This is a genomic window from Hyphococcus sp. (assembly GCF_965228385.1).
Lineage (GTDB): Bacteria > Pseudomonadota > Alphaproteobacteria > Caulobacterales > Parvularculaceae > Hyphococcus.
On record NZ_OZ245810.1, the window covers coordinates 1,979,611 to 2,004,891 of the forward strand.

The following is a 25,281-nucleotide window of genomic DNA, read 5'->3' on the forward strand; positions in this document are numbered from 1 at the left end:
CCTTACTGGTCGTAATCCACGACGATTTTATCCGTACGTGGATAACTTTGACACGTCAAAATATAGCCGCGTTCGACCTCGTAATCCTCAAGGGCGTAATTCGCCTCCATATCGACTTCGCCGTCGATGAGTTTCGCCCGGCAGGTGGAACACACGCCCGCCTTGCAGGCGAAAGGCGCGTCGATATTTTGCGCAATCGCAGCGTCGAGCACGGATTGCTCGTCTTTATCCATGTCGAATTCGCGCGACGCGCCGTCAATAATGATTGTCGCGGTGCACTTTGCGCCGCCGGCGGCGGTATCCTTCGAGACTTTACGTTTGCGCGCCTTGCCGGGCTGCGCGCTTGAGAACAATTCGAACTTTATGGCGCTATCCGCCATGCCGTGCGCTTTTAACGCCTCCGAAACGGCAAGCATCATGGGTTCGGGACCGCAGATAAAAGCCAGATCAGCGCCATTCACGTCGATCCACCGGGAAAAAAGCTGGTCGCATTTTTTACGGTCAAGGCGGCCTGAAAACAGATCGATTTCAGCCGCCTCGCTTTCAAGTATATGCACGATATTGAGCCGGCCCATATAAATGTTTTTAAGGTCTTCCAGCTCCTCGCGAAACATGATCGCCGTCGTCGAACGATTGCCGTAAGCAAGGGTGAAGGTCGAACCCGGCTCGGTCTCAAGCACGGTTTTGATCAGGCTGATCATCGGCGTGACGCCGGACCCGCCGGCAAAGCCGAGATAACGCCGCGACTCAGCCGGTTTCAGGGCGCTGTGAAAATTGCCCATGGGCGTCATGGCGTCGAGCGTGTCCCCGACTTTCAATTCCTCATTGGCGAAAGTTGAAAACCAGCCGCCGTCAACGCGCTTGATTCCCACACGCAACACGCCGTCATTGACCCCGGCGCAGATGGAATAGGATCGGCGCATTTCCTCCCCGTCAAAAACGCGGCGGAAAGTGAGATATTGTCCCTGAATAAATTTAAACTCGTCGCGCGCGTCAGCAGGCGGCGCCAGCGTCAGGATCACAGAGTCCTTGGTGTCGCGTTTGATGTCAGTGACGCGCAGCGGGTGAAAACGGGCCATTCAAAAGCTCTTGAAATAATCGAAGGGTTCAAGACAGTCACAGCAGCGCCAGCTCGCCTTGCAGGGGGTCGAGCCGAAACGGCTGACTTCCGATGTGTTTTCCGAACCGCAGCGGGGGCAAACGACAGGACCGGCGGCCTTCAGCGCTCCGGCGCATGAGACGCCGTCAACCGGCGGCGCTATGCCGTAGCGCCGAAGTTTTTCGCGCGCCGCATCGGTAATCCAATCCGTCGTCCAGGCGGGCGACAATTGCGTTTCGATCCGGATGGCGTCAACGCCGTTTCGGAGCAACTGTTTTTCAATCTCAATTGAAATCACTGCGGTCGCAGGACAACCGGAATAGGTCGGCGTGACCGTGACGACAAGTTCGTCGCCATCCCAGCCCACATGACGCACGATGCCAAGCTCGACAACCGATACTACCGGGATTTCGGGGTCCGGCACATCCGCAAGCCAGCGCCAGACATCCTCCAGCGATGGTTTTTCCAACGTCTTAACTGAGCTATTCACCACTGGGCTCCCGGATAGGCCCGCTGCAGCCACTGCATATCCGCCAGAATATACCCAAGCCCCTCGGAATGCATGCCGCTCTTGCCGCCGGCGCGAACCGCTGCGTCGGGCGGAGTCAGGGTCGCCTCGCGCAAGACGGGACCAACACGGTCTGTGTACTGTTTTTCTATCTCGGCGAGATCCGGCGCCAGACCGCGGTCCGCCAGCGCCTTGTCGGTCTCGTCCGCCTGCGTCAGCTCGCCTGCGAAGGGCCATAGAACATCGAGCGCGTTCTGCATGCGCAAGTGACTCTCGTCGCTACCGTCGCCAAGACGCACAACCAGGTCAGCTGAACGTTCAACATGATACGCCGCTTCCTTGGCGGATTTTTCGGCGATATCCGCCACGCGTTTGTCCGCAGAGGCTTTCAGCGCCGTCAGCATTGGAGAATGCCAGGCGTCGAACAAAAACTGGCGCATAAGCGTCTGCCCGAAATCGCCGTTCGGCTGTTCCACAAGCAAGGCGTTCTTGAAACCGCGCGCATCGCGCAGGAACGCCAGTTCATCGGCGCCGCGCCCCTTGCCTTCCACTTCGCCCGCCAGCTCCAGCCAGAGCTTTGTCTGGCCGATAAGATCGAGCGCCGTATTGGCGAGCGCGATATCTTCTTCAAGAATAGGCGCATGCCCGCACCAGGCCGAAATCTGCTGGCCGAGAATAAGCGTATTGTCACCCATGCGCAGCGCCAGTTCAAAGAGCGCGTCATCCGATTGAGCGACTGCATCAACGCCGACCATTACATCTTCCCCGCTTCATCGGGAATGTCAAAAAATGTCGGGTGCCGATAGACTTTGGAATTCGAGGGCTCGTAAAGCGGTTCTTTATCGCCCGGCGCGGACGCCGTAATCTGCTTCGACGGCACGACCCAGATGGAGACGCCCTCATTGCGTCGCGTATAAACGTCGCGTGCATTGTTAATCGCCATTTCCGCATCCGGCGCATGCAGGGAGCCCACATGGCGGTGAGACAGCCCGTGCTGTCCGCGGATAAAAACTTCCCAAAGCGGCCATTCATTGCCCATACGTCTTCTCCACAATCCTCCGAAGCGCGCCCTCCGTCCTTCGAGGCCCGGACGCTTGTCCGGACGCTTCAGGATGAGGACTTAGTCTTTTCCAACCTTCATGCCGAGGCGCCCGCCTGAACGGCATTCGGGCGAGCCTCGAAGCATGTGCGGCGTCACTCCGCCGCCATTTTCCGGGCTTCACGCTTCTTCGCGTGCGCCATCAACCCATCACGAAACCATGCGCCGTCTTCCCAGGCTTTTTGACGCGCCCTAAGCCGTTCGGCGTTACAGGGACCGTTGCCTTTCAGGACCTCGTAAAATTCGTCCCAGTCAAGATCGCCGAAGTCGTAATGGCCCGTTTCCTCGTTCCATTTAAGGTCCGGGTCCGGCACCTTCAGACCAAGATAGTCAGCCTGCGGCACAGTTTCATCGACGAATTTCTGGCGCAATTCGTCATTTGTGTTCATTTTGATTTTCCACGCCATGGATTGCGCCGAATGAACCGACTCCGCATCCGGCGGACCGAACATCATCAGCGACGGGTGCCACCAGCGATTAAGCGCATCCTGCGCCATCTCTTTTTGTTCCGGCGTGCCTGCGCATAGTTTCATCATGATGTCGTAGCCCTGCCGCTGGTGGAAACTCTCCTCCTTGCAGACGCGTATCATGGCGCGCGAATACGGCCCGAACGAACAGCGCTGGATCGGCACCTGGTTCATGATCGCGGCGCCGTCAACCAGCCAGCCAATGGCGCCGATATCGGCCCATGTCAGCGTCGGGTAATTGAAAATGGAGGAATATTTCGCCTTGCCTGAAAGCAATTGCTCAGTCATCTGATCGCGCGATATGCCGAGCGTTTCCGCCGCGCAATAAAGATAAAGACCGTGTCCGGCCTCGTCCTGCACTTTCGCCAGCAAAATCGCCTTGCGATCAAGCGTCGGCGCGCGCGTAATCCAGTTGCCCTCAGGCAGCTGCCCGACAATTTCAGAATGTGCGTGCTGGGAGATTTGCCGGATCAGCGTTTTGCGATATCCCTCCGGCATCCACTCCTTCGGCTCAATCTTGATGTCGGCGTCGATGCGCTCCTGAAAAGCGCGCTCTTGCGGATCCATTTCATCGAGTGAACTGACGCCTTTTCCAGTGGATTTTACTTCCTGCGCGTACATGAAATCACCTCAAATCAGGGGAACAAAGCCAACATTGGGGAAATCCTATCAGATTTCCCGCGTTAAACGTCCAATAGATTGGTCTCGGGCAAGCTTATCGCCTATATAGGATAAACCGACCGGTCAGTCAATGAATAGATCGGGCGGAATTTTTGTCGGTTTCAGGCGGTTGGAGACCCGTAGCGCTGGCGTCTCGAAATGCGCTTACCGGTCGTGCAAGCCCTTCCCGGCAAGTATTTGCGGTTTGTGTTTCGCGATCCGCGAGCCCCGTGTTTTCGATTGCTTGGCGTTTGAAAAATGCAGCACGTAACCGCGTTGCCGCCCCGGCGTCAGTCTTTCAAACGCCGTCTTGAACGCGGGATCTTCCTTGAACGCGGTAAGCAGTTCATCCGGCCGGGCGGGCGGCGCGGCCTTTTCGACGCGCAGCCCCGCTTTCTCTACTTTTATGGCTTCGCGCACACATGCCCGGATGGTTTTTTCCCGGCGCATGACGTCGTTTTCATTCGTGAACCGCATGCGAAATCCGGACCGAGAGTTCGGCCCCTGTCTTTCCAGCATGCCGTCCGGATCCGGCAAAAGCGCGCCTTTGAAAAACAGAAGCGCCAGAAAATCGTTCATGCGCTGGACGATGCAGATATTTGCGCCGTTCTCTGAATAGCACGGCTTGCCCCATTTCAATTCTTCATTCAGGCCGCAATCAAGAAGAATACGGCGCAGGCGCAACGCTTCTTTGCGCCATTTTTTCGCTGACTTAAATGCCTCCTCAACTTCGGGTTTGCGCGTCATGGACCATCTCCCGCCGTGAATTTTACCATGCTCATAAGGTTTTTATAACAACGAGATCAGTATCAGGAATTCTATCAGCTTTATCCGCGCCACCCAGGCGCCGTTGCAGTCTCAAGCGCTTCACCGATTAATAGCTATCTATTTTTTCAATATTCATTATCTAACTTATCTGTTTTACGCATAAGTCGAGCGCCGCTATCGTTGACAAACGAACAGGATGCGGCGACTCGATCGAATGGAAAAATTCAAAATGCATGATCGTCAGTAACCGGATTGCCTCTCAGACGGCGACCCGCCGCGAACAAAGAATTCATCGGCCGAAATTTAAAGGAGGGAAACTATGATCCGCAACCGAAAACCCGCCCTGCTCGCCACCTGCGGTTTATTCGCGCTTGGCCTGTCTGCATGCTCTCAAGAAGATGATTCCGCCAAAACCGTTACAGCCGAACCCCCTGAAACCGAAGCGGCGGAACGTCAAGACGCGAAGGAACCAAACGCGGAGACTGCACCTACGCGGGAAAAATCAGCCGCCGCGTTGAGGCCCGGTGAAGCAAGACCCAATGAATTCTGGTGGCCCGAGCAGCTTGATCTCAGCCAGCTTCGTCAGAACGAAACGATGTCAAACCCATTTGGCGAAGACTTCAACTATGCAGAGGAGTTCGCAAGCCTTGATCTTGAAGCGGTTAAGGCCGACATCGAAGCGCTGATGACGGACTCGCAGGACTGGTGGCCTGCAGATTACGGGCACTACGGACCATTTTTTATTCGCATGGCCTGGCATAGCGCCGGCACGTACCGGACCATAGACGGGCGCGGCGGCGCCGGCGGCGGCCAACAGCGGTTCGAGCCGCTCAACAGCTGGCCTGATAACGTCAATCTCGACAAGGCCCGCCGCCTTCTATGGCCGGTCAAAAAGAAATACGGCGCCAAGATTTCCTGGGCGGACTTGATGGTGCTCACCGGCAATGTCGCGCTTGAATCCATGGGATTTGAAACCTTCGGTTTCGCCGGCGGCCGCGAGGACGACTGGCAGGCGGAACTGGTCTACTGGGGCCCGGAAGCGGAAATGCTCGGCCGCGATCGCCATGGCGGTAATAACGGACCGCTCGAAAAACCGCTTGGCGCCTCGCAAATGGGCCTCATTTACGTGAACCCTGAAGGCCCGAACGGCAATCCGGATCCGCTCGCCGCCGCCGAACGGATTCGCGAAACGTTCGGCCGCATGGCCATGAATGATGAAGAAACTGTCGCGTTGATCGCCGGGGGGCATACTTTCGGCAAGGCGCACGGCGCCGCCGATCCTTCAGACTGCATGGGGCTGGAACCGGCGGCCGAAGGCGTTGAACAACAGGGTGAAGGCTGGAACAACACATGCGGCAAAGGCAACGCAGAAGATACGATTACCAGCGGACTTGAAGGCGCGTGGACGTCAAGCCCCGCTCAATTCACACATCAATATCTGTCAAACCTTTATGCGTTCGAATGGGAGCAGACAAAAAGTCCGGCTGGCGCAACTCAGTGGATACCAACAGACGAAGCCGCGGCGAATCTGGTGCCGGATGCGCACCGTCCGGACATCCGGCATGCGCCGATCATGTTTACGACGGACCTTTCGCTGAAAGAGGATCCGAAATACCGGGAAATTACGGAGCGATGGCTTGAAAATCCTGAAGAGTTTGAAGATGCGTTCGCACGCGCATGGTTCAAGCTGACGCATCGCGATATGGGGCCAAGCGCCAGATATATCGGCTCAGAAACGCCGGAAGAAGCATTGATCTGGCAGGACCCTGTGCCGCAAGCCGATCATCCGCCGATCAACGATGCTGATATTGCGTCACTGAAAACACAGATCCTCGATTCTGAACTGTCAGTATCTGAACTTGTGCGCACGGCATGGGCCTCGGCGTCAAGCTTCCGCGATACGGACATGCGCGGCGGCGCCAATGGCGCGCGGCTTCGCCTCGCGCCGCAAAAGGACTGGGCGGTGAACAACCCTGCTGAACTTGCCGGAACGCTTGCAACGCTGGAGCGTATACAGACCGGGTTCAATGATGCGCAAACTGGCGGCAAGCGGGTTTCCCTCGCAGATATTATCGTTCTGGGCGGCGCAGCGGCCATTGAAAAGGCCGCGCAGGATGCAGGCCATAACATCACCGTGCCGTTCACGCCGGGCCGCACCGACGCATCGCAGGAAATGACGGATGCGGAAGCGTTCGAGGTGCTGGAGCCGGCGGCCGACGGTTTCCGCAACTATTACAGCGATAATGCGGACAAGTCCCCGTCCGAAGCCTTTGTGGACCGGGCGGATCTCCTGGGACTGACCGTGCCTGAAATGACGGCGCTTTTGGGCGGCATGCGCACGCTCGGCGCAAACGCTGACGGCGCAAGTCACGGCGTTTTTACCGACGCGCCGGGTACGCTTAGCAACGATTTTTTCGTCAACCTGCTTGATATGTCGACAAAATGGGCGCCCTCATCCAGCGACGAATATGTTTATGAAGGCCGCAGCCGTCAGTCCAACGATCTCAAATGGACGGCGACGGAAGTTGATCTCGTTTTCGGCTCCAATGCGGAGCTTCGCGCCGTGGCGGAAGTCTACGCATTCGACGATGGCGAACAGAAATTCGTGAACGACTTCGTTGACGCATGGAGCAAAGTCATGAATCTCGACCGTTTCGATATGGAGAAATCATAACGGCGGTAGATGTGCGGTTGTAGCGCAGCAGACTGCGCCGGCATGCAACGCTTTGGCGGCCTCTGAGCTGAAAAGTTCAGGGGCCGCAATGTCATGGCGCGCAGGAGAATTTTCCTGCGCGCTCTACAACAAGCTCCACTGGCTGAAAGCGACGGCCCAAAAGGCGATTGCGGCGTTGGCCGTCACATGAGCGGCGACGGCGCCGGCGAGCTTTCCAGAGCGATACATGGCAAGCGCAAAAACTGCGCCGGCCAGCATGCCGGAAAGCCAGCGCTCATGCAGGACGCCGAACAGAACCGACGTAACGGCGAACGCTTTCCATGAAAATGTGCTTTCGGCAACAGTTTCAAATCGCTCGGCGATAAGTTTGCGATGCAGATAGCCGCGAAAGGCGAGTTCCTCCGCCAGAGGAACGAGAATGATCGTCCCCATAAGCCGGAGCGACAACCAGAGGCCGATGGCCGCCGGGGAAAGCGACGCAATCCAGTCGCCGAGCGCCGATGGCGATGCGCTTTTCGTATCTGTTGCGATCCACGCGGCGGCGACGATAAAACCAAGCAAAACAGGCTCCGCGCCAATGCGCCAGTTCATGGCTTTATAAAAGCGCCAGAACCCGAAAATCGCCACGCCCACAGCAGCAACCCGCAAGCTATAGGTCCAGTACCCTTCTCCCGCGAACGCCGAGGAAACTATGGACGCGGCGGTGAGCGCGAGAAACGGCGCCAGTAACGCCGTCGCTTCGCGCGCGGCGGGATGGGCCCGCGCGCTTCTAACCTTCGCGCCCTGCTGGTGGAAAAAGTCAATGCGATGGGTCGCCGACATAATGCCGATGGTCACCAGCAAAAACATGATCCATCCGGCCTGACTGTGAAACCCGGAAATCGCGATCTCAGGCGAGACATGCGCGCCAAGGCTGACCAGCGCCGCGATCCGTACGCTGTTCAAAATCCAGATTGTTGCGACGCCGACCGGCAAGATAAGAAAGACATTCGGGAATTTCAGAACCGACCGGAAAATCCAGAAATAAATCGCAAGAAAGACAAGTACCAGGCCGATGCCTTCATAGCCGGAGCAGGCCGCGGCGATATTCACCTCAAACCCGTCAACGCCGATCACGCGTTTTTCCGGTATGGTCGTCACGTTTTGTTCGTAGAGAGACAAAATCGCAGTCGAAAAGACGAATGTGGCTTCAGAAAGAGCGTTCCATGATTGGCGCGAAAGGACAGCCGCCGTCTCAATGAGAATTGCTGCGCCAAGGCCGAGCGCGATCAGGGCGCGCTCGCTGTCAAAAAAGTTCCGCCAGAACGCCAGCGGCGCCAGCGCCAGAAACAGGGCGACGTATACGGCGCCGGCGCCGGCGCACCAAAGCGCAAACGCTTCCCATGGCGGCGCCGCCAGGCCGCTCGCCGCATTAAAGCGAAGCGTAGCAACACACAGGACGAGAAATAACAGAAGGTTTACAACAAGCGGCGTGCGCCAGGCGTGCGGCGCCGCAGCGTCGCGCCATCGCTGCAGGATTTCCTTCCGCCGCGGCGCCATGATGAGGGCCAGCGCGGCGAAAAAAAACAGCGTGAACGGCACCGCCTCGCGCATTATGGAATGCGCCGAGACCCAGCCAGGCGCTGTGTGTATCGCGGTCGGGTCGTAAAGAAACGCAAGAAACGGCAATTCTGCGCAAGCGCAAAAAACCAGCAATATACCCCGCAAGGACAAGGCTGAAGCGGCTCCGGTTTCGCAGCCGGCGCGCCCGTTACCTGAAATCTGCGACTGGCTCATCCTGTTACCATTGATTTTCCTGTTCAGCCTATGCGAATTCGGCGCCCCTGGCATCTGATATGTCTATAATAGAAAAAACCGGCCGCTCAGGGCCGGTTCATTCACTCGAGAAATTATAAAAGCGCCGATTACTTTTTCATTTTCTCGCGCACAATGGCGGCAATCCCCGCAAGCAATGCAACTGCAGCAATACCTGCGCCTGCATCCATCTCCGGGACGGCCGCCGGCGCAGGCGTACCTGCAAACGCGGACGTCGAAATCAGCATCGCCGACATCGCTAAAAATATATGTCTCATCGATTTCTCCCTATTTGCGTTTAGCGCGTTCACGGACAATCGCCGCAGCGCCAGCCAATAAGGCAATCGCCGCAATGCCTGCGCCCGCGTCCATTTCCGGAACCGGCGCGCCATTGGCCAGCGCCGGCGCCGCCGTCAGAGACAAAAGAGCCGCCAAAATAATTTTCGTCATAAAAACCCCCGTTAATAAGCGTGAAATTACTTTTTACGCGACTTTTCCCGGATAATCGCCGCTGCGCCCGCGAGTAATGCAATAGCGGCAATACCCGCGCCGACGTCCATTTCGGGAACAGAATTCGGCGATGTCGCCATGGCCGGTGCTGATAAAATCAGCGCTCCAATGAATACAAAATACCGCATTTCCCAAACTCCCCCTTGAAAGCCTGAAACTTCAGCTTATCCCCGCCCTGCTATTTGCGCAAGACAGCGCAGCCGGAACTGGCGTCCAGCCTTTGGCATACACGTTTTTGATGTGCTTTGCGGGGTATTTTTGCTGTAAGCCCGTTACTTGCATGGCGCCCTTTAACTCGCAAATTGCCGCGATCACAGCTAAAATGCAGAAAATCCGGACAAGCCTCTCGGCTTAAACCTATCCGGAACCGGTGCGCATATGGATTTCATCAAGGGCTCTGGCGGGCTTTATTATCTGGCGGCGCTGATATCGCTTGCGGTGCTGATCGAATTGTTCATTCCGTGGCGCAAAGGCGTGAAGCCGGATTATGCGCGCTGGCTGCGCAACGCATCCATGGCGCTTTACGGTACGATTCTGCTCAGCCTGCTCCCTGCCATAGCGGCGTTTGCCGGCGCTGTTTCAGCGCAGTCCAATGGCATCGGACTGATGAACTATTTCACGATGCCGCTCTGGGCCAAGCTCGTCATTTCCATTTTCATTCTTGACTTAATGTCCTACGGGCAACACCGCATGCTGCATAAATGGTATTTTTTCTGGCGTGCTCATCGCACGCATCACACAGACATGCATATTGATGCGACCACGTCGCTTCGTTTTCATCCGCTGGAGTCCCTCTTTCGCGCCGTCATAGAACTCGGCGTCGTATTCACATTCGGTATCCCGCCGGAAGGCATTTTACTGTCGTTTCTGGTGCATGTTTTCGCCAATACATTCAGCCATACGAATATCAGTTTGCCGCCGGCGGCGGATAGAATTGTCTCCAGACTGATTACGACGCCGCATATTCACCGGTTGCATCATTCCACGAAAACGGAACATCAGTTCAGTAATTTCGGAACCGCTTTCACCATATGGGATCAGATGTTCGGCACTTATATCGGGCCTGAACATTTACATGAAAACGAGACTTTTGGCGTAGCCGGCGCTGAAAACCTGGAAAAGGAAACCTTCGGCAATCTCGCGCTCGACCCTTTTCGGACGCCGCACCAGCCCGCCATTCCAAAACCGGCGCCCGCGCAAAGCAGCGCCGCGGCGCCGGGCGTCAATCCTGAAACGTTGTAAAGACAGGTGCCTGTTCAAACGCGCTCAATGATGCTGGCGATCCCCTGCCCGACGCCGATGCACATGGCGCAGAGCGCATATTTGCCGCCGCGTTCATGAAGTTCTTGCGTCGCCGTCAGTAACAGCCGTGCGCCGGACATGCCGAGCGGATGACCGAGCGCGATGGCCCCGCCATTGGGGTTTACGTGTTCTGCGTCATCGGGCAACCCAAGCTCGCGCAGCGTCGCCAGCGATTGCGAGGCAAAAGCTTCGTTGATTTCGATTACGCTCATATCGCGTGCAGACATGGCGGCTTTGGCCAGCACCGCCTTAGAGGCCGGGGCCGGCCCGATGCCCATGATGCGGGGGCTGACGCCGACCACCGCGCCGGCGACAAACCGAGCGCGCGGCCTCAGGCCGTATTTCTTGACCGCGTCTTCGGACGCCACGATGACCGCCGCAGCGCCGTCATTCACGCCGGACGCATTGCCGGCCGTAATCACGCCCTCTTTCTTCACGAACGGCTTTAAGGCGCTGAGCTTTTCCAGCGATGTTTCACGCGGATGCTCGTCGCGGTCGACAATTTTCGGATCGCCCTTGCGCTGGGGAATTTTCACCGCGACGATTTCTTTCGCCAGCCGGCCGTTTTCCTGCGCCTTTGCGGCGCGCTGTTGTGAACGCAGCGCAAAGGCGTCCTGATCCTCGCGCGAAACGCCAAAGTCCTCGGCGACATTCTCCGCCGTCTCCGGCATGGAGTCGATTCCGTATTGCGCTTTCAGGACGGGATTGACGAAACGCCAGCCGATCGTCGTGTCAAAAACTTCCGCATTGCGCGAGAACGCGGTCTCGGCCTTGCCCATGACAAAGGGCGCGCGCGACATGGATTCAACGCCGCCGGCGATCATGAAATCCGCCTCTCCCGCCTTGATCGCCCGCGCGGCGATCGTGATGGCGTCCATGCCGGAACCGCAAAGACGGTTTACCGTGGCGCCGGGCGCAGTTTCGCCGAGCCCTGCCAGCAGCGCCGCCATGCGCGCCACATTGCGGTTATCTTCGCCCGCCTGATTGGCGCAGCCGAGAATAACGTCGTCAATGGCGCTCCAGTCGACATTTTCATTGCGTTCCATCAGTGTACGAAGCGGTATCGCCGCCAGATCGTCCGCGCGCACAGAAGCCAGCGCGCCGCCATACCGGCCGATGGGCGTTCTCACGCCGTCACAGATATACGCTTCAGTCATGCCTCATTCTCCTCGTTAATGACAGGACCGCCTGTCGCGCGGGACAAGCCCTGAAAAATCGCAATATCGCGGCCGTCTTCGCCTGTGACCTTCACGGTGTAAATCCCCGTACGGCCTTGCATGGCGTCTTCACGCGCTTCGGCGGTCAGCGTTTCGCCGAGCTCGCCCGGCGACAAAAACGATATGGACGCATGTTGCGCAAATGTTGTCACATTCCGGGAATTACAAGCCCAGGCGAACGCCGTATCCGCCAGCGCGAAGATCAAACCGCCGTGGGCCGTGCCATGTCCGTTCAGCATATCCTCGCGCAATCGCATGGAACAGCGCGCCCAGCCGGCGCCGGCGCCGTCCAGCCTGACGTCCCACGCTTTTGAGGTGCCCTCTTTCGCATGCAACCGTTCCGCGACAGCGCGAGCGAGCGCATCGCCTTGCGAATTTACCGTCATAGCGCCGCTTTCCGATCCTCATAATTGACCGACCGCTCATTCAATTATATTGTCAGCGACGCGCACGCAATCCTCAGCGGCGAAAAACCCGGTCAAGGAGCGCCCACAAGGCGAAAACGCATGGCATTTGAAACAATCCTTCTCGATATCTCCAGCGGCGCCGCGCGGTTGACCCTCAACCGTCCCGACCGGCTCAACAGTTTCAATATTCAGATGCATGAAGAGGTTCAGGCGGCGCTGGACCAGATTGAAAACGACAAATCCGTTCGCACGCTGCTTCTCACAGGGGCCGGACGCGGCTTTTGCGCGGGACAGGATTTATCGGACCGCGCCGTGGCGCCGGGAAGCGACGCCGTCGATCTCGGCGAGTCTGTCGAAAAACGTTATAATCCATTGATCCGCCGGCTGACGTCTTTGCCCATGCCGGTCGTCTGCGCCGTTAACGGCGTCGCCGCCGGCGCCGGCGCCAGCATCGCCTTCGCTTGCGATATCGTGCTGGCGGCGAAATCGGCGAAGTTCGTCATGTCGTTCGCCAATATCGGTCTTGTCCCTGACTCAGGAAGTTCGTGGTCGCTGCCAAGGCTTGCGGGACAGGCGCGCGCGCTCGGCCTTGCGCTCACCGGCGAGCCCCTGCCCGCTGAAAAAGCTGAGGCGTGGGGTCTCATCTGGAAATGCGTTGAAGACGACGCGCTGGCCGGCGAGACCGACGCCATGGTCGGCAAATTCGCCGCGGCGCCGACGCGGGGTCTTGCTGAAACCAAGAAACTCATCCGCACGGCCTTCACCCGGCCGCTTGACGAGCAGCTTGACCTCGAACGCGATAAAATGCGCGAGCTTGGCCGGTCAGACGATTACCGCGAAGGCGTCGACGCCTTCATAAACAAGCGCAAGCCGGCGTTCAAAGGCCAGTAGTGATATTGCACATGCATAAAACAATCTGTCATTCCGGACGCGCTGCGTTGCACGCCGCGCAGCGCACGGGATGACAATTACGAAAGGTAATTCTATGTCCGTCATCACATTAAAAAACTACGCGCTTGGAGAGTGGAAAGAAGGCGAAGGAAATCTCGTTTCCATACCTTCCGCCGTGACGGGCGAGCCTGTCGCGAAAACAGGCTCCGGCGGGCTCGATTTCAAGGCCATGGCGGAATATGCGCGCAGCGTCGGCGGGCCCGCTTTACGTAAGATGACATTCATGGAGCGCGCCGGCATGGTCAAGGCGCTCGGCCTTGCGGTGATGGAGCGCAAGGAAGAACTCTACGCGCTCAACCATCACACCGGCGCGACGCGCAAGGACGGCTGGGTCGATATTGACGGCGGCGGCGGCACATTTCTGGGCGTCGCCTCGAAATCAAAACGCGAGCTTCCAGACGATACGATCATTCTCGACGGCCCCGTCGAGCAGATTTCCAAAACCGGCACGTTCATGGCGCAGCATGTTTATACATCGCGCCGGGGCGTCGCGATCCATATCAACGCCTTTAACTTTCCCGTCTGGGGCATGATGGAAAAACTCGCCCCGACGCTCATCGCCGGCATGCCCGCGATCGTGAAGCCCGCAACGGCGACCGCTTACCTGACAGAAGCCGCTTTCCGCATACTGATCGAAACCGGCCTGTTGCCGGACGGCGCCGTGCAGCTCATTGCCGGTTCGACCGGCGATCTCCTCGACCACCTGAACGGTCAGGATGTTGTCTCATTCACAGGTTCCGCCGCCACGGCATCGAAACTCAAAACACATCCGACCATCATCAACGAAAGCGTTCGGTTCGTGGCGGAACAGGACTCGCTGAACGCCTCCATGCTGGGACCCGACGCGACCGAAGACAGCCCGGAATTTGAATTGTTCGTCAAGGAAGTCGTGCGCGAAATGACGGTAAAGGCCGGCCAGAAATGCACGGCGATCCGGCGCGCGCTGGTTCCCGCGGCGTTGATGGACGCGGCGGAAAAAGCAATTTCGGAAAAGCTCTCCAAAATGACGCTTGGCGATCCAACGCTGGAAAACGTCCGCATGGGCGCGCTCGTCTCGCAATCGCAGCGCGACGATGTGCGCGAAAAAGTATCGGCGCTTTCCGGTGAAGCGACGATCGTTTTCGGCGACCCTGCGACGGCTTCCATCATCGGCGACGAGGCGCAGGCGGGCGCCTTCGTGTCGCCCATTCTCCTGCGCTGCGACAATCCGCGAGACGCAAAAGCCGTGCACGAAGTCGAAGCCTTCGGGCCGGTGTCGACACTGATGCCCTATAACGACTTTGACGACGCCGTAGACCTCTGCAATCGCGGGGGCGGATCGCTGGTGATGTCGCTCTTTACGTTCGACCCGTTGATCGCGCGCGAAGTCGTTGCGAACAGCGGCGCCTTTCACGGGCGCATCTGCATTATCAACCGCGACAGCGCCAAGGAATCCACTGGCCACGGCTCTCCCCTGCCGATGCTGGTGCATGGCGGACCGGGGCGCGCCGGCGGCGGCGAGGAACTCGGCGGCGTGCGCGGCGTCAAACATTATATGCAACGCACGGCCATACAAGGCTCGCCCGACATTCTCGCAGGCGTGACGAACGCATGGGTCAAAGACGCCAGCGTGGAGGACAAGGCGCCGCATCCTTTCCGCTATAAATTCGGCGAGCTGGAGATCGGCAAGACGATCGTCACCGAACCGCGCACGATTTCGCTTGAAGACATTGAGCATTTCGCCGAGTTCACCGGCGACAATTTTTACGCCCACATGGATGACGAAGCTGCGGAAGCGAACCCGTTCTTTCCGGGACGCGTAGCGCATGGCTATCTTATCCTCTCATTCGCCGCGGGGCTTTTCGTCGATCCCGCGCCGGGTCCCGTTCTCGCCAATTACGGTCTTGATGAGTTGCGTTTCCTGACCCCCGCCTCTCCCGGCGATACGATAAAAGTACGCCTCACCGCCAAGTCGAAGAAAAAGCGCAATGACGAATATGGCGAAGTGCGGTGGGACGTCGAGGTTACGAATCAGAATGACGAACCTGTCGCCACGTATACGCTACTGACCATGAATGCGATTTGAGGCGATGGCGGCGCCGGATTACAAGCCCCAGCTTGATGACGGTGAAAAACTGTCGCGCGATGCGCTGACGGCGCTGCAACTGCAGCGTCTTAAAGCCACGCTTGAGCATGCTTATAATAATACGCCGCATTACAAACGCGCTTTCGATGACGCCGGTGTCAGCCCCGGCGACCTGAAATCGCTTGACGATCTCGCCGCGTTTCCTTTCACCACGAAAGATCACTTGCGCGAGAACTATCCTTTCGGCTTTTTTGCGGTCCCGAGAGAAAAGATCGCTCGCGTCCATGCGTCGTCAGGTACGACCGGCAAACCCACAGTCGTCGGCTATACCAAGCGCGACATCGAGATCTGGAGCGCCGTTGTCGCCCGCTCCATTCGCGCGGCCGGCGGCAGGCCGGGCATGAAGGTGCATGTATCCTACGGATACGGACTGTTCACCGGCGGGCTCGGCGCGCATTACGGGGCGGAAGCGCTCGGCTGCACCGTCATCCCCATGAGCGGCGGCCAGACCGAAAAACAGGTGCAACTGATCTGCGATTTCGAGCCCGACATCATCATGGTGACGCCGAGCTATATGCTCGCGATCCTTGATGAGTTCCGGCGCCAGGGCGTCGATCCGCGCGAGAGCTCGATCAACATCGGCATTTTCGGCGCGGAGCCGTGGACCGAGCTCATGCGGCGCGAAATCGAACAGGCCTTCGCCATCGACGCGGTCGATATTTACGGCCTGTCTGAAGTCATCGGCCCCGGCGTCGCCAATGAATGCGTGGAAACCAAGGACGGGCTGACCGTCTGGGAGGATCATTTTTATCCGGAAGTGATTGATCCTGACACCGGCGCCGTATTGCCCGACGGCGAACAGGGCGAGCTTGTTTTTACATCGCTCACCAAGGAAGCTATGCCGATCATCCGCTACCGGACGCGTGATCTGACGCGGCTCATGCCCGGCACGGCGCGCAATATGCGGCGAATGGAAAAAGTCACCGGCAGAAACGACGACATGCTGATCATCCGCGGCGTCAATGTGTTCCCGTCCCAGATCGAGGAGCAGATTTTGAAAACGCCTGCGCTTGCGCCGCATTACATGATTGAGGTCTCGCGCCCCGAACGCATGGACAAACTGAAAATTCTGGTCGAGCGCAGAGAGGGCGCCGATGACGCGGTCATGGCGGCCGCGGCGCCGGACCTGAAACACAATATTAAAACCATTATCGGCGTCTCGGCCGACATCGAAATTGTCGCTCCCGGCGCCCTTGCCCGCTCCGCCGGCAAGGCGCAGCGCATTCGTGACCTGAGGACGTAAAGATGGCGCGCACACAGGCAGCCGATTACGATGCAAAACGCGAGGCGATTACCGGCGCCGCCGCGAAACTTTTTGCGGAAAAAGGCTTCGCGGGCGCGTCCGTTTCCGATCTCGCCGACCGGTGCGCCGTCTCGAAATCGCTGATCTATCACTATTACGCATCGAAGGAAGCGATTCTGTTCGATGTCATGAACGAGCATATTGACGATCTGCTGAGCGTGGTTGAAGCGCGCCCAAACGGTTCGGGCGAACCGGCGCGCGAGATTCACAATCTGACGAAAGACCTCCTGCAACATTATGTTGGCGCCGCGGAGCGGCAAAAAGTGCTGCTCTACGAGCTCGCATCGCTGCCGGCGGAGCACCAGGCCGAAATCAAGACAAAGCAGCGCCGGATCATTGCGCATGTGGAACGCCTGATCGGCGACGCCATACCGGAACTCGCCAGAGACAAAACGCGCCTCAGCGCCAAGACCATGCTGTTTTTCGGCATGCTGAACTGGACGCATACCTGGTTCAAATCGAAAGGCGGCCTTTCGCGCGACGAACTCGCCGGCATGGCGGCGGAAACGATTTTGGGTGACGGCGATTAGACGGTCATTGCCGGCATCGCCTCGACGAATAGCCCATGCCGGGCAATAATGCCGCCTGTTTTTTACTGAAGTAAATTTACGCCTTCGGCGGACCGTCTTCGAATGGTGGGCGGTGACGGGTTCGAACCGCCGACCCTCTCGGTGTAAACGAGATGCTCTACCAGCTGAGCTAACCGCCCTTATCCTTGCGCGAGAATGCATTCCGCGAGGGCGCTGTCCATAACGCGGGGCGCGCCGGCTCGCAAGAACCCGCCGCCGGATTTTTCTAACAAAAACGCCGGCGGCGGGATGTCCCGGCGCCGGCGTTTTCAAGAAAGCCCCGTGCGGTTTAGTTCAGCGCGTCTTTCAGGCCCTTGCCGGCGGAAAATTTGGGCTGGATCGACGCCGGGATCTGGATGGTCTCGCCCGTGCGCGGATTGCGGCCCTCACGCGCCTTGCGCTGCGCCGCCGAGAACGTGCCGAAGCCGACAAGGCGCACATCGTCGCCCGCCTTCAGCGCATTGGTGATCGCATCAAAAACGGCGTCCACCGCTTTCGCCGCATCCGACTTGCTCATGTCCGACATGTCGGCGACTTTATCGATAAATTCGTTCTTGTTCATTCCTCCGGCCTTTCTTTAATCGTGCTGGGAGTTTTAAAAACTGGTGACTTGCCTGATTTTACGCGGGGTTGAGGGCGCTTTGCCAAGGAAAAATGGCTTAAAATAAGGGTTTGCTTTCCCCAATGGGGTTAAGCCGTTGTATTTTCTTATTATTTTTCTTGAGCGCCGGGATGCTCGCGGGCCCAGAATTCATGCTCATGCTCGATGCAGCGCTCGATTAATTCGCGCCAGACCGGTTCGGCGATTCGTTTCGACAGCCCGGTTTTCGCTGCTTCGGCGAGAACCTTGGAAACCACCTCCTCGATTCTCCAGGGCAACCGGACCTCATCGCGCGCCGGTTTTATCCGCGCCGCCGCCTCCATGTAGGACTGACGGTCCGTCAACAGGCGCACAAGCGCGCGGTCGAGGCGGTCCACTTCAACCCGGACCTCATCCATGGTCTGGCAGCGCTCGGCCGGCGTCGTGGCGTCTGGAAATTCCATGCGACGTACATAAGGCGTAAATGCGCAAACAAAAAAGGCGCGGCGCTGTAACATGGCGCCGCACCCTTTAATTAAAGCCGCGATTAGACGTCGAAAGGCTGCGCTAGTGCGTCACCACAGAAGCGCTGTCGTCGCCATCGCCCTTATCGCCGCCCGGGGCCGGCTCGACAGGTTCTGTCCATTCGATCGGCGTCAGTTTCCTGGTCAGGGCGTGCGCCAGAACCTCGTCCACCGTGCTCACCGGAATGATTTTCAGCTCTTCCTTGATGTTGTCCCGGATATCCGCGAGATCCTTTTCGTTCTCTTCCGGAATTAAAACGGTTTTGACGCCCGCCCGCAGCGCAGCCAGCAGCTTTTCCTTTAAGCCGCCGATGGCCAGCACGCGCCCGCGCAAGGAGATTTCTCCCGTCATGGCGATGTCCTTGTGCACCGGCACGCCGGTCAGCACGGAGACAATGGCGGTCGCCATGGCGACGCCAGCGGAGGGACCGTCCTTCGGCGTTGCGCCTTCGGGAACATGGATATGTATATCGGTCTTGTCGAAAACCGGGGGCTCGATGCCGAATTCCACGGCGCGGCTTTTGACATAGGAGGACGCGGCGGACACCGATTCCTTCATGACGTCTTTCAGATTGCCGGTCGGGGTCATCTTGCCCTTGCCCGGCATTCTCGCCGCCTCGATGGTGAGAATGTCGCCGCCCACCGACGTCCAGGCGAGCCCGGTGACAATACCGATCTGGTCCTCGCGATCGATCTCGCCGTAACGATATTTCGGCACGCCTGCATAGTCGTCGATATTGTCTGCGGTTACAGTCACCGTTTCGGCGGTCCCGGTTTCAATATCGCGCACGGCCTTGCGCGCCAGCTTGGCGAGTTCACGCTCAAGGTTCCTGACGCCCGCTTCGCGCGTATAGCGGCGGATGAGCGTCATCAGGCCGCCGTCTTCAATGTCCCACTCATCCTTTTTCAGGCCGTGATTCTCAAGAAGTTTCGGAATCAGGTGACGGCGCGCAATCTCAACCTTTTCATCCTCCGTATACCCCGGAATGCGGATAATTTCCATCCGGTCCAGCAAAGGCTGCGGCATGTTGAGGCTGTTCGCCGTCGTAATGAACATGATGTCTGAGAGATCGTAATCAACTTCCAGATAATGATCGGCGAATGTCGAGTTCTGCTCAGGATCCAGCACCTCCAGCAAAGCCGAGGCGGGATCGCCGCGAAAATCCTGTCCCATCTTGTCAATCTCGTCGAGCAGGAACAGCGGATTGGACTTTTTCGCCTTTTTCATCGACTGGATGATCTTGCCCGGCATGGACCCGATATACGTACGCCGGTGGCCGCGAATTTCCGCTTCATCACGCACGCCGCCCAGGGAAACGCGCACAAACTCGCGCCCCGTGGCGTTGGCGATGGATTTGCCAAGCGAAGTCTTGCCGACGCCCGGCGGTCCGACCAGACACAAAATCGGGCCTTTCAGCTTGTTCATGCGCTTTTGCACGGCGAGATACTCGACGATGCGCTCCTTGACTTTCTCAAGCCCGTAATGATCCGCATCCAGAACATCCTGCGCCTTTTGCAGATCGGTTTTCAGCTTTGAGCGATTATTCCAGGGAATCGAGGTCAGCCAGTCGAGATAGTTGCGCACAACCGTCGACTCCGCCGACATGGGGCTCATCTGGCGAAGCTTCTTCAGCTCTGCGTCGGCTTTCGTTTTCGCTTCTTTCGACAGCTTGGTTTTCTTCAGTTTTTCTTCGATCTCGGAGACTTCGTCGCGCCCGTCGTCGCTTTCGCCAAGCTCTTTCTGGATCGCCTTCATCTGCTCATTGAGATAATATTCGCGCTGCGTCTTTTCCATCTGGCGCTTGACGCGATTGCGAATCTTTTTCTCCACCTGCAGGACGCTCATCTCGCCTTCCATCAGCGCGAATACGCGCTCAAGACGTTCGGCGACGCCGGTGATTTCAAGCAGCTCCTGCTTTTCAGAAATCTTGATATTGAGATGCGAGGCGACCGTATCCGCCAGCTTGGCGTAGTCTTCGATCTGGCCGATTGAAACCAGCACTTCGGGCGGAACGCGCTTGTTGAGTTTCACATAGCCTTCAAATTGCGTGACAACCGAACGCGCGAGCGCTTCCAGCTCCGCATCCTCGCTATCAGCTTCCTCGATAAAGGAGGCCTGCGCTTCGAAATATTCTTCCTCGCGCACATACTCTTGGATCATGGCGCGCGCCTCGCCTTCGACGAGCACCTTTACGGTGCCGTCCGGCAGTTTCAGAAGCTGCAGCACGGACGCGATCACGCCCACTTCAAAAATATCGTCCACCGCAGGATCGTCGTCGCCGGCGTCCTTTTGCGCGACGAGCAATATTTTCTTGTCGTTCTGCATGACGTTTTCGAGGGCGTTCACGGATTTTTCGCGTCCCACAAACAGGGGAACAATCATGCCCGGAAAGACAACGATGTCGCGCAGCGGCAATACCGGATAAGTGACGTTCTCGCTCATTCAAAACTCCTCAGGGACATTTTCCAGATATCCAGCTCCAGATATCAAGCTTACGGATAACCAGCCGACAGTTTATCTGGGGCCTGCAGCCGTCCCGTTCAATCTTTGCGGGCGCCGGCCCGACCATAGTCACGCCAACCGCCGCTGTAATGATAATACAGCGGCGGCTGATACAGTATTAATTTGGGCTGTTTTTGCGCAAATTCAAGCCGTGAAATCCAAAGCGGGGAAAAGCAGCCCCCCCGTCAAGACTTCACAAAAATTTTACGCGCTGGCGTCCGCCTCGACGGCGGTCTTGTCCCGGTCGGAATAAATATAAAGCGGCGTCGCATTGCCATCGACGACTTCGCCGTTGACCACGACTTCAACAACGCCTTCGAGAGTCGGCAGTTCAAACATCGAATCAAGAAGGATGCCTTCCATGATCGAGCGCAGACCCCGCGCGCCTGTTTTGCGGGCGATGGCCCGGCGCGCGATGGCGGATTTTGCGTCATCCGTGAAGGTGAGCTTCACATCCTCCATTTCGAACAGACGCTGATATTGCTTCACAAGCGCGTTTTTTGGCGAGGTCAGAATTTGCACCAGCGCGTCTTCGTCCAGATCCTCAAGCGTCGCGATGACCGGCAGACGCCCGACAAATTCAGGAATAAGGCCGAATTTCAACAGATCTTCCGGCTCCACTTCCTGCAGGATCGCGCCGATACGGCGATCGTCCGGGCTTTTCACTTCAGCGCTGAAACCGATTGACGATCCCTCGCCACGGTTCGCGATGACTTTTTCCAGCCCCGCAAACGCGCCGCCGACGATGAACAGGATGTTCGTCGTGTCGACCTGCAAGAACTCCTGCTGCGGATGCTTGCGCCCGCCCTGCGGCGGTACGGAAGCAACAGTGCCTTCCATAATCTTGAGAAGCGCCTGCTGCACGCCCTCGCCCGACACATCGCGGGTGATCGACGGATTGTCGGATTTACGCGAAATCTTGTCGACCTCGTCAATGTAGACGATGCCGCGCTGCGCGCGCTCGACATTATAATCCGCAGACTGAAGAAGTTTCAGGATGATGTTTTCGACATCCTCGCCCACATAACCGGCCTCGGTGAGGGTCGTCGCGTCCGCCATAGTGAAGGGAACGTCAAGAATACGCGCGAGCGTCTGCGCCAGCAGCGTCTTGCCCGAACCCGTCGGACCGATCAGCAAGATGTTGGATTTCGCCAGTTCAACATCATTGTTCTTCGCGGCGTGATTGAGCCGTTTGTAATGGTTGTGCACAGCGACCGACAAAACGCGTTTCGCCTGCGCCTGTCCGATCACATAATCGTCCAGCACTTTGTGAATCTGCTGCGGGCTAGGCACGCCGTCGCTGGCCTTCACAAGCGAGGATTTCGATTCCTCGCGAATAATGTCCATGCAAAGTTCAACGCATTCATCGCAAATGAATACGGTCGGTCCGGCGATAAGCTTTCTGACCTCATGCTGGCTTTTGCCGCAGAATGAACAGTAAAGGGTGTTTTTCCCGTCACCGCCGTTTTTGCCGCCGATCTTGCTCACTATACCTGCACTCCTTCGTCAGCGCTCGGCCCGCACGCTGCGGCGCTGAACGCTTCATGGCAATTTTCACGCAACCCGGCAAATTCCAGGCTGGCGCACCCCGGGAAAACTGCACGAACGGCGCCATGACAACCCGGGACGCCGTCATAGGACCATATTCCGCCCGAACCAATCAAGAAATCATTTCCCTAAAGCCTTAAGTTTCAAGGTGAATCCTTAAGATTCGCTGTCGGCACCCTCGGACCGCTCCGCCAGCACCTTGTCGATCAGACCGAACGAGACCGCTTCCTCGGCGTCGAGGAAATGATCGCGATCGAGTGTTTTCTCAATAGTTTCATAGGACTGCCCGGTGTGATGAACGTAAATTTCATTCAACCGCCGCTTGATCTTGATGATGTCCTGGGCGTGGCGTTCGATATCGGACGCCTGCCCCTGAAACCCGCCGGACGGCTGATGAACCATGATGCGCGAGTTCGGCAGCGAGAAGCGCATGTCTTTCTCGCCGGCCGCCAGCAGGAGCGAGCCCATGGAGGCGGCCATGCCGACGCACATGGTCGAGACCGCCGGGCGGACGAACTGCATCGTATCGTACATGGCCAGACCCGCCGAGACGACGCCGCCTGGCGAATTGATGTAGAACGCGATCTCCTTCTTCGGATTATCCGCCTCAAGGAATAAAAGCTGAGCAATAATAAGGGTTGAGACCTGATCGTTCACAGGGCCCGAGAGGAAGATGATCCGCTCCTTCAAGAGGCGCGAATAGATATCGAAGGCGCGCTCGCCCCGGCTCGACTGCTCGACCACCATGGGCACAAGCGTATTCATATAAATATCATGGGGGTCTTTCATCGACGTCCTCTTTTGTTCGCGTCTTCATTTGCGCCGTCGCGCAGGTGAGCGGGTGGTTAATTCAATCCCTTAACATGGGGTCTGATTTGGCGAGCGCCAGCCCCTGTCGCCGACTATAGCGCGGCACACTTAAGCGAGGGTTATTCTCCTGAAATTGCAAGGCGTTGTTGAAAAGCGGCTGTCTTTCGGCGGCAAAACGTCTCGATATGAAAACGGGCCGCAAAATAGGCGGCCCGGTTTGAGAGAGTGCGCTGTAAAGGCTTTAAGCAAATGCGTCTTCGCCTTCCGGCTCCTCCAAGAGCTTTTCCTTGCTGACAGTTTTATCTTTCACCTCGGCCCGCTCGATGATGTAATCGACGACTTTTTCTTCAAACAGCGGCGCCCGGATTTGCTGGATGGCGCCGGGATTTTGCTGATAAAATTTAAGGACTTCCTGCGGCGAGACTTCCTGGCCCTGCATCTGCAGCATCTGGGCTTCGCGCATCGCCTGTTGCTGGATGGCCTGCTGCAGTTCGCTTGAGGGAACCTGCACGTCCGCGCGTTTGCCGATCTCGGCGAGAACAAGACCAAGGCGCACGCGGCGTTCCGCGATCTTGCGATATTCGTCTTTCAGCTCGTCCTCGGTTTTGTCTTTATCTTCCTCATCGCGCTCGGAATTTTCCACCTGACGCCAGATCTGCTCGAACTCGGCGTCAACCATGCCCTTGGGCAGCTCGAAATCGTGCGCTTCGTCAAGTTTGTCCAACAGGGCGCGCTTCACATGTCCGCGCGATAGGCGTTTGTAGTCTTCTTCAATACGCTCGGTAATCCGCTTTTTCAGATCGTCGAGACTGTCCAGCCCGACTTTCTTGGCCAGCTCTTCGTCAATCTCAACCTTCTCAGGCGCTCTGACTTCTACCACATGAACATCGAAAACCGCTTCTTTTCCGGCGAGATCTTTCGAATGATATTCTTCGGGAAAGGTGACTTTGACTTCCACGTCATCGCCGGTTTTCGCGCCGACAAGCTGGTCCTCGAAGCCCTCGATAAACTGGTTCGACCCGAGCGTCAGCTCGAAGCCCTCGCCCTTGCCGCCTTCGAATTCCTCGCCGTCGACCTTGCCGACAAAATCGATGACAAGCTGATCTTTGTCCTTGGCTTTCGCCGTCTTGCCGCGCGCCGCATAGCTCGTTTGCTGCTCGGCGATATTACTGAGAGCTTCATCGATATCGCTGTCCGGAATATCGGCGACCGGACGCGTCAGTTTCAAGCCCGCCACGTCCATCGGATCGAAGCTCGGCAGAATTTCAGCATGTACGTCATATTCAAGATCGGCCTTGCCCGCGATCACGTCTTCCATGTCGGAATGAAAATGCGGGTGCGGCGATGTCGCCGGCTGCAGGTCGCGATCTGTAAAGGCTTTTTGCGAGGTCTCGGTGACAATTTCCTGAATGATCTCGCTCATCATTCCCTTGCCGTACATTTTCTTCAGAAAAGATACCGGCGCCTTGCCTTTCCGGAAGCCTTTCAAATGGACCCGGCCCTTCACCTCTTGCAGCTTGGCGACTAGCTTTTGGTCGAGTTCGTTGGCGGGCACTTTCACCAGGAACCGGCGATCAAGGCCTTCGGCGCTTTTTTCAATGACTTCCATTTTCATCTCGTCTGTTTTCCGGCCGGGCGGCCGTCGCGTTCAATTTTTTTTGCCTCGCAGGCGCCAGCTTCAAATGGTGCGGATGGAGGGACTCGAACCCCCACGCCTCGCGGCGCCAGAACCTAAATCTGGTGCGTCTACCAATTTCGCCACATCCGCAAGCCGATGGCGGTATCCGCCAGGCGCAACGTAAAACGGGCCGCGGCGACGCCAGCGACCCCTTTCAAAGTCCGCGGGTTCTATACCAGACGAAA

The 25,281-nt window shown here is 57.6% G+C and carries 24 protein-coding genes and 2 tRNA genes; 6 read left to right on the forward strand and 20 right to left on the reverse strand.

Annotated features, from left to right (window positions below; genetic code table 11):
* Positions 1 to 2 precede the first annotated feature (2 nt).
* From paaE to ACQK2Q_RS09360, 6 genes are all read right to left on the reverse strand, one after another.
* Positions 3 to 1,079, reverse strand: coding sequence for a 1,2-phenylacetyl-CoA epoxidase subunit PaaE (gene paaE, locus ACQK2Q_RS09335; protein WP_425409473.1), 1,077 nt, complete (start codon positions 1,077 to 1,079; stop codon positions 3 to 5).
* Entirely contained in the window at positions 1,080 to 1,589 is a 510-nt protein-coding gene (gene paaD / locus ACQK2Q_RS09340) for a 1,2-phenylacetyl-CoA epoxidase subunit PaaD (RefSeq protein WP_425409474.1), read from the reverse strand. It lies immediately after the preceding gene.
* Positions 1,586 to 2,362, reverse strand: a complete 777-nt coding sequence (gene paaC / locus ACQK2Q_RS09345; protein ID WP_425409475.1) for a 1,2-phenylacetyl-CoA epoxidase subunit PaaC — start codon at positions 2,360 to 2,362, stop codon at positions 1,586 to 1,588. The genes paaD and paaC overlap by 4 nt, the downstream gene beginning before the upstream one ends.
* Positions 2,362 to 2,646, reverse strand: a complete 285-nt coding sequence (gene paaB, locus ACQK2Q_RS09350) for a 1,2-phenylacetyl-CoA epoxidase subunit PaaB (RefSeq protein WP_425409476.1) — start codon at positions 2,644 to 2,646, stop codon at positions 2,362 to 2,364. Before paaB ends, paaC begins: the two co-directional genes overlap by 1 nt.
* 155 nt (positions 2,647 to 2,801) lie before the next feature.
* A complete protein-coding gene (gene paaA, locus ACQK2Q_RS09355) occupies positions 2,802 to 3,794 on the reverse strand; it encodes a 1,2-phenylacetyl-CoA epoxidase subunit PaaA (protein ID WP_425409477.1) in 993 nt (330 codons plus the stop codon).
* 204 nt (positions 3,795 to 3,998) lie between these two features.
* Positions 3,999 to 4,580, reverse strand: a complete 582-nt coding sequence (locus ACQK2Q_RS09360; protein WP_425409478.1) for a YdeI/OmpD-associated family protein — start codon at positions 4,578 to 4,580, stop codon at positions 3,999 to 4,001.
* 340 nt (positions 4,581 to 4,920) lie between these two features.
* Between ACQK2Q_RS09360 and katG the strand changes: the two genes are divergently transcribed.
* Positions 4,921 to 7,275, forward strand: coding sequence for a catalase/peroxidase HPI (gene katG / locus ACQK2Q_RS09365; RefSeq protein ID WP_425409479.1), 2,355 nt, complete (start codon positions 4,921 to 4,923; stop codon positions 7,273 to 7,275).
* Positions 7,276 to 7,398: 123 nt separating this feature from the next.
* Here the strand turns inward: katG and xrtE are convergent, their stop codons facing one another.
* The 4 genes from xrtE to ACQK2Q_RS09385 all read right to left on the reverse strand — a co-directional run bounded on the left by xrtE (position 7,399) and on the right by ACQK2Q_RS09385 (position 9,707).
* On the reverse strand, positions 7,399 to 9,051 hold the full coding sequence (gene xrtE / locus ACQK2Q_RS09370; RefSeq protein WP_425409480.1) for an exosortase E/protease, VPEID-CTERM system: 1,653 nt from the start codon (positions 9,049 to 9,051) through the stop codon (positions 7,399 to 7,401).
* A gap of 128 nt (positions 9,052 to 9,179) precedes the next feature.
* The gene (locus ACQK2Q_RS09375; RefSeq protein WP_425409481.1) at positions 9,180 to 9,347 is read right to left on the reverse strand and encodes a hypothetical protein; all 168 of its coding nucleotides are present in this window, start codon (positions 9,345 to 9,347) and stop codon (positions 9,180 to 9,182) included.
* Between the two features lie 10 nt (positions 9,348 to 9,357).
* On the reverse strand, positions 9,358 to 9,519 hold the full coding sequence (locus ACQK2Q_RS09380) for a hypothetical protein (RefSeq protein ID WP_425409482.1): 162 nt from the start codon (positions 9,517 to 9,519) through the stop codon (positions 9,358 to 9,360).
* 26 nt (positions 9,520 to 9,545) lie between these two features.
* On the reverse strand, positions 9,546 to 9,707 hold the full coding sequence (locus ACQK2Q_RS09385; RefSeq protein ID WP_425409483.1) for a hypothetical protein: 162 nt from the start codon (positions 9,705 to 9,707) through the stop codon (positions 9,546 to 9,548).
* A gap of 250 nt (positions 9,708 to 9,957) precedes the next feature.
* Between ACQK2Q_RS09385 and ACQK2Q_RS09390 the strand changes: the two genes are divergently transcribed.
* Positions 9,958 to 10,821: a sterol desaturase family protein gene (locus ACQK2Q_RS09390; RefSeq protein WP_425409484.1), complete on the forward strand. Its 864-nt coding sequence runs from the start codon at positions 9,958 to 9,960 to the stop codon at positions 10,819 to 10,821.
* Positions 10,822 to 10,835: 14 nt separating this feature from the next.
* On the opposite strand, the gene pcaF is transcribed toward ACQK2Q_RS09390, so the two are convergent.
* Together pcaF and paaI are read right to left on the reverse strand one after the other, a co-directional pair.
* Positions 10,836 to 12,038 carry a 3-oxoadipyl-CoA thiolase gene (gene pcaF, locus ACQK2Q_RS09395; protein WP_425409485.1) on the reverse strand — a complete coding sequence of 401 codons (1,203 nt, stop codon included), beginning with the start codon at positions 12,036 to 12,038 and terminating at the stop codon, positions 10,836 to 10,838.
* Complete coding sequence (paaI, locus tag ACQK2Q_RS09400; RefSeq protein WP_425409486.1) at positions 12,035 to 12,484, reverse strand: hydroxyphenylacetyl-CoA thioesterase PaaI; 450 nt, start codon at positions 12,482 to 12,484, stop codon at positions 12,035 to 12,037. Before paaI ends, pcaF begins: the two co-directional genes overlap by 4 nt.
* Positions 12,485 to 12,604: 120 nt before the next feature.
* On the opposite strand from paaI, the gene paaG reads away from it, so the two are divergent.
* The 4 genes from paaG to ACQK2Q_RS09420 all read left to right on the forward strand — a co-directional run bounded on the left by paaG (position 12,605) and on the right by ACQK2Q_RS09420 (position 17,414).
* Positions 12,605 to 13,396: a 2-(1,2-epoxy-1,2-dihydrophenyl)acetyl-CoA isomerase PaaG gene (gene paaG, locus ACQK2Q_RS09405; RefSeq protein WP_425409487.1), complete on the forward strand. Its 792-nt coding sequence runs from the start codon at positions 12,605 to 12,607 to the stop codon at positions 13,394 to 13,396.
* Positions 13,397 to 13,490: 94 nt separating this feature from the next.
* The gene (gene paaZ, locus ACQK2Q_RS09410; protein ID WP_425409488.1) at positions 13,491 to 15,521 is read left to right on the forward strand and encodes a phenylacetic acid degradation bifunctional protein PaaZ; all 2,031 of its coding nucleotides are present in this window, start codon (positions 13,491 to 13,493) and stop codon (positions 15,519 to 15,521) included.
* A gap of 4 nt (positions 15,522 to 15,525) precedes the next feature.
* Entirely contained in the window at positions 15,526 to 16,824 is a 1,299-nt protein-coding gene (gene paaK / locus ACQK2Q_RS09415) for a phenylacetate--CoA ligase PaaK (protein WP_425411140.1), read from the forward strand.
* A gap of 2 nt (positions 16,825 to 16,826) precedes the next feature.
* Complete coding sequence (locus ACQK2Q_RS09420; RefSeq protein WP_425409489.1) at positions 16,827 to 17,414, forward strand: TetR/AcrR family transcriptional regulator; 588 nt, start codon at positions 16,827 to 16,829, stop codon at positions 17,412 to 17,414.
* 103 nt (positions 17,415 to 17,517) lie between these two features.
* Here the strand turns inward: ACQK2Q_RS09420 and ACQK2Q_RS09425 are convergent.
* The 8 genes from ACQK2Q_RS09425 to ACQK2Q_RS09460 form a co-directional block, all read right to left on the reverse strand.
* Positions 17,518 to 17,593: transfer RNA gene (locus ACQK2Q_RS09425), tRNA-Val, on the reverse strand.
* A 149-nt stretch (positions 17,594 to 17,742) separates the two neighbouring features.
* On the reverse strand, positions 17,743 to 18,015 hold the full coding sequence (locus tag ACQK2Q_RS09430; RefSeq protein WP_425409490.1) for an HU family DNA-binding protein: 273 nt from the start codon (positions 18,013 to 18,015) through the stop codon (positions 17,743 to 17,745).
* A gap of 149 nt (positions 18,016 to 18,164) precedes the next feature.
* On the reverse strand, positions 18,165 to 18,551 hold the full coding sequence (locus tag ACQK2Q_RS09435; protein WP_425409491.1) for a chorismate mutase: 387 nt from the start codon (positions 18,549 to 18,551) through the stop codon (positions 18,165 to 18,167).
* A 49-nt stretch (positions 18,552 to 18,600) separates the two neighbouring features.
* A complete protein-coding gene (lon, locus tag ACQK2Q_RS09440; protein ID WP_425409492.1) occupies positions 18,601 to 21,000 on the reverse strand; it encodes an endopeptidase La in 2,400 nt (799 codons plus the stop codon).
* A 264-nt stretch (positions 21,001 to 21,264) separates the two neighbouring features.
* Positions 21,265 to 22,548, reverse strand: coding sequence for an ATP-dependent Clp protease ATP-binding subunit ClpX (gene clpX, locus ACQK2Q_RS09445; RefSeq protein ID WP_425409493.1), 1,284 nt, complete (start codon positions 22,546 to 22,548; stop codon positions 21,265 to 21,267).
* A gap of 216 nt (positions 22,549 to 22,764) precedes the next feature.
* Positions 22,765 to 23,397, reverse strand: a complete 633-nt coding sequence (locus ACQK2Q_RS09450; protein ID WP_425409494.1) for an ATP-dependent Clp protease proteolytic subunit — start codon at positions 23,395 to 23,397, stop codon at positions 22,765 to 22,767.
* A gap of 262 nt (positions 23,398 to 23,659) precedes the next feature.
* The gene (gene tig / locus ACQK2Q_RS09455) at positions 23,660 to 25,027 is read right to left on the reverse strand and encodes a trigger factor (protein ID WP_425409495.1); all 1,368 of its coding nucleotides are present in this window, start codon (positions 25,025 to 25,027) and stop codon (positions 23,660 to 23,662) included.
* 74 nt (positions 25,028 to 25,101) lie between these two features.
* Positions 25,102 to 25,186, reverse strand: a tRNA-Leu gene (locus ACQK2Q_RS09460).
* Positions 25,187 to 25,281: the final 95 nt, after the last annotated feature.

Bases quoted from the DNA above. Each gene is read 5' to 3' on its own strand.
- paaE (WP_425409473.1), bottom strand. From the start codon at position 1,079: ATGGCCCGTTTTCACCCGCTGCGCGTCACTGACATCAAACGCGACACC.
- paaC (WP_425409475.1), bottom strand. From the start codon at position 2,362: ATGGTCGGCGTTGATGCAGTCGCTCAATCGGATGACGCGCTCTTTGAA.
- paaB (WP_425409476.1), bottom strand. From the start codon at position 2,646: ATGGGCAATGAATGGCCGCTTTGGGAAGTTTTTATCCGCGGACAGCAC.
- paaA (WP_425409477.1), bottom strand. From the start codon at position 3,794: ATGTACGCGCAGGAAGTAAAATCCACTGGAAAAGGCGTCAGTTCACTC.
- ACQK2Q_RS09360 (WP_425409478.1), bottom strand. From the start codon at position 4,580: ATGACGCGCAAACCCGAAGTTGAGGAGGCATTTAAGTCAGCGAAAAAA.
- katG (WP_425409479.1), top strand. From the start codon at position 4,921: ATGATCCGCAACCGAAAACCCGCCCTGCTCGCCACCTGCGGTTTATTC.
- xrtE (WP_425409480.1), bottom strand. From the start codon at position 9,051: ATGAGCCAGTCGCAGATTTCAGGTAACGGGCGCGCCGGCTGCGAAACC.
- ACQK2Q_RS09375 (WP_425409481.1), bottom strand. From the start codon at position 9,347: ATGAGACATATATTTTTAGCGATGTCGGCGATGCTGATTTCGACGTCC.
- ACQK2Q_RS09380 (WP_425409482.1), bottom strand. From the start codon at position 9,519: ATGACGAAAATTATTTTGGCGGCTCTTTTGTCTCTGACGGCGGCGCCG.
- ACQK2Q_RS09385 (WP_425409483.1), bottom strand. From the start codon at position 9,707: ATGCGGTATTTTGTATTCATTGGAGCGCTGATTTTATCAGCACCGGCC.
- ACQK2Q_RS09390 (WP_425409484.1), top strand. From the start codon at position 9,958: ATGGATTTCATCAAGGGCTCTGGCGGGCTTTATTATCTGGCGGCGCTG.
- pcaF (WP_425409485.1), bottom strand. From the start codon at position 12,038: ATGACTGAAGCGTATATCTGTGACGGCGTGAGAACGCCCATCGGCCGG.
- paaI (WP_425409486.1), bottom strand. From the start codon at position 12,484: ATGACGGTAAATTCGCAAGGCGATGCGCTCGCTCGCGCTGTCGCGGAA.
- paaG (WP_425409487.1), top strand. From the start codon at position 12,605: ATGGCATTTGAAACAATCCTTCTCGATATCTCCAGCGGCGCCGCGCGG.
- paaZ (WP_425409488.1), top strand. From the start codon at position 13,491: ATGTCCGTCATCACATTAAAAAACTACGCGCTTGGAGAGTGGAAAGAA.
- paaK (WP_425411140.1), top strand. From the start codon at position 15,526: ATGGCGGCGCCGGATTACAAGCCCCAGCTTGATGACGGTGAAAAACTG.
- ACQK2Q_RS09420 (WP_425409489.1), top strand. From the start codon at position 16,827: ATGGCGCGCACACAGGCAGCCGATTACGATGCAAAACGCGAGGCGATT.
- ACQK2Q_RS09430 (WP_425409490.1), bottom strand. From the start codon at position 18,015: ATGAACAAGAACGAATTTATCGATAAAGTCGCCGACATGTCGGACATG.
- ACQK2Q_RS09435 (WP_425409491.1), bottom strand. From the start codon at position 18,551: ATGTTACAGCGCCGCGCCTTTTTTGTTTGCGCATTTACGCCTTATGTA.
- lon (WP_425409492.1), bottom strand. From the start codon at position 21,000: ATGAGCGAGAACGTCACTTATCCGGTATTGCCGCTGCGCGACATCGTT.
- ACQK2Q_RS09450 (WP_425409494.1), bottom strand. From the start codon at position 23,397: ATGAAAGACCCCCATGATATTTATATGAATACGCTTGTGCCCATGGTG.
- tig (WP_425409495.1), bottom strand. From the start codon at position 25,027: ATGGAAGTCATTGAAAAAAGCGCCGAAGGCCTTGATCGCCGGTTCCTG.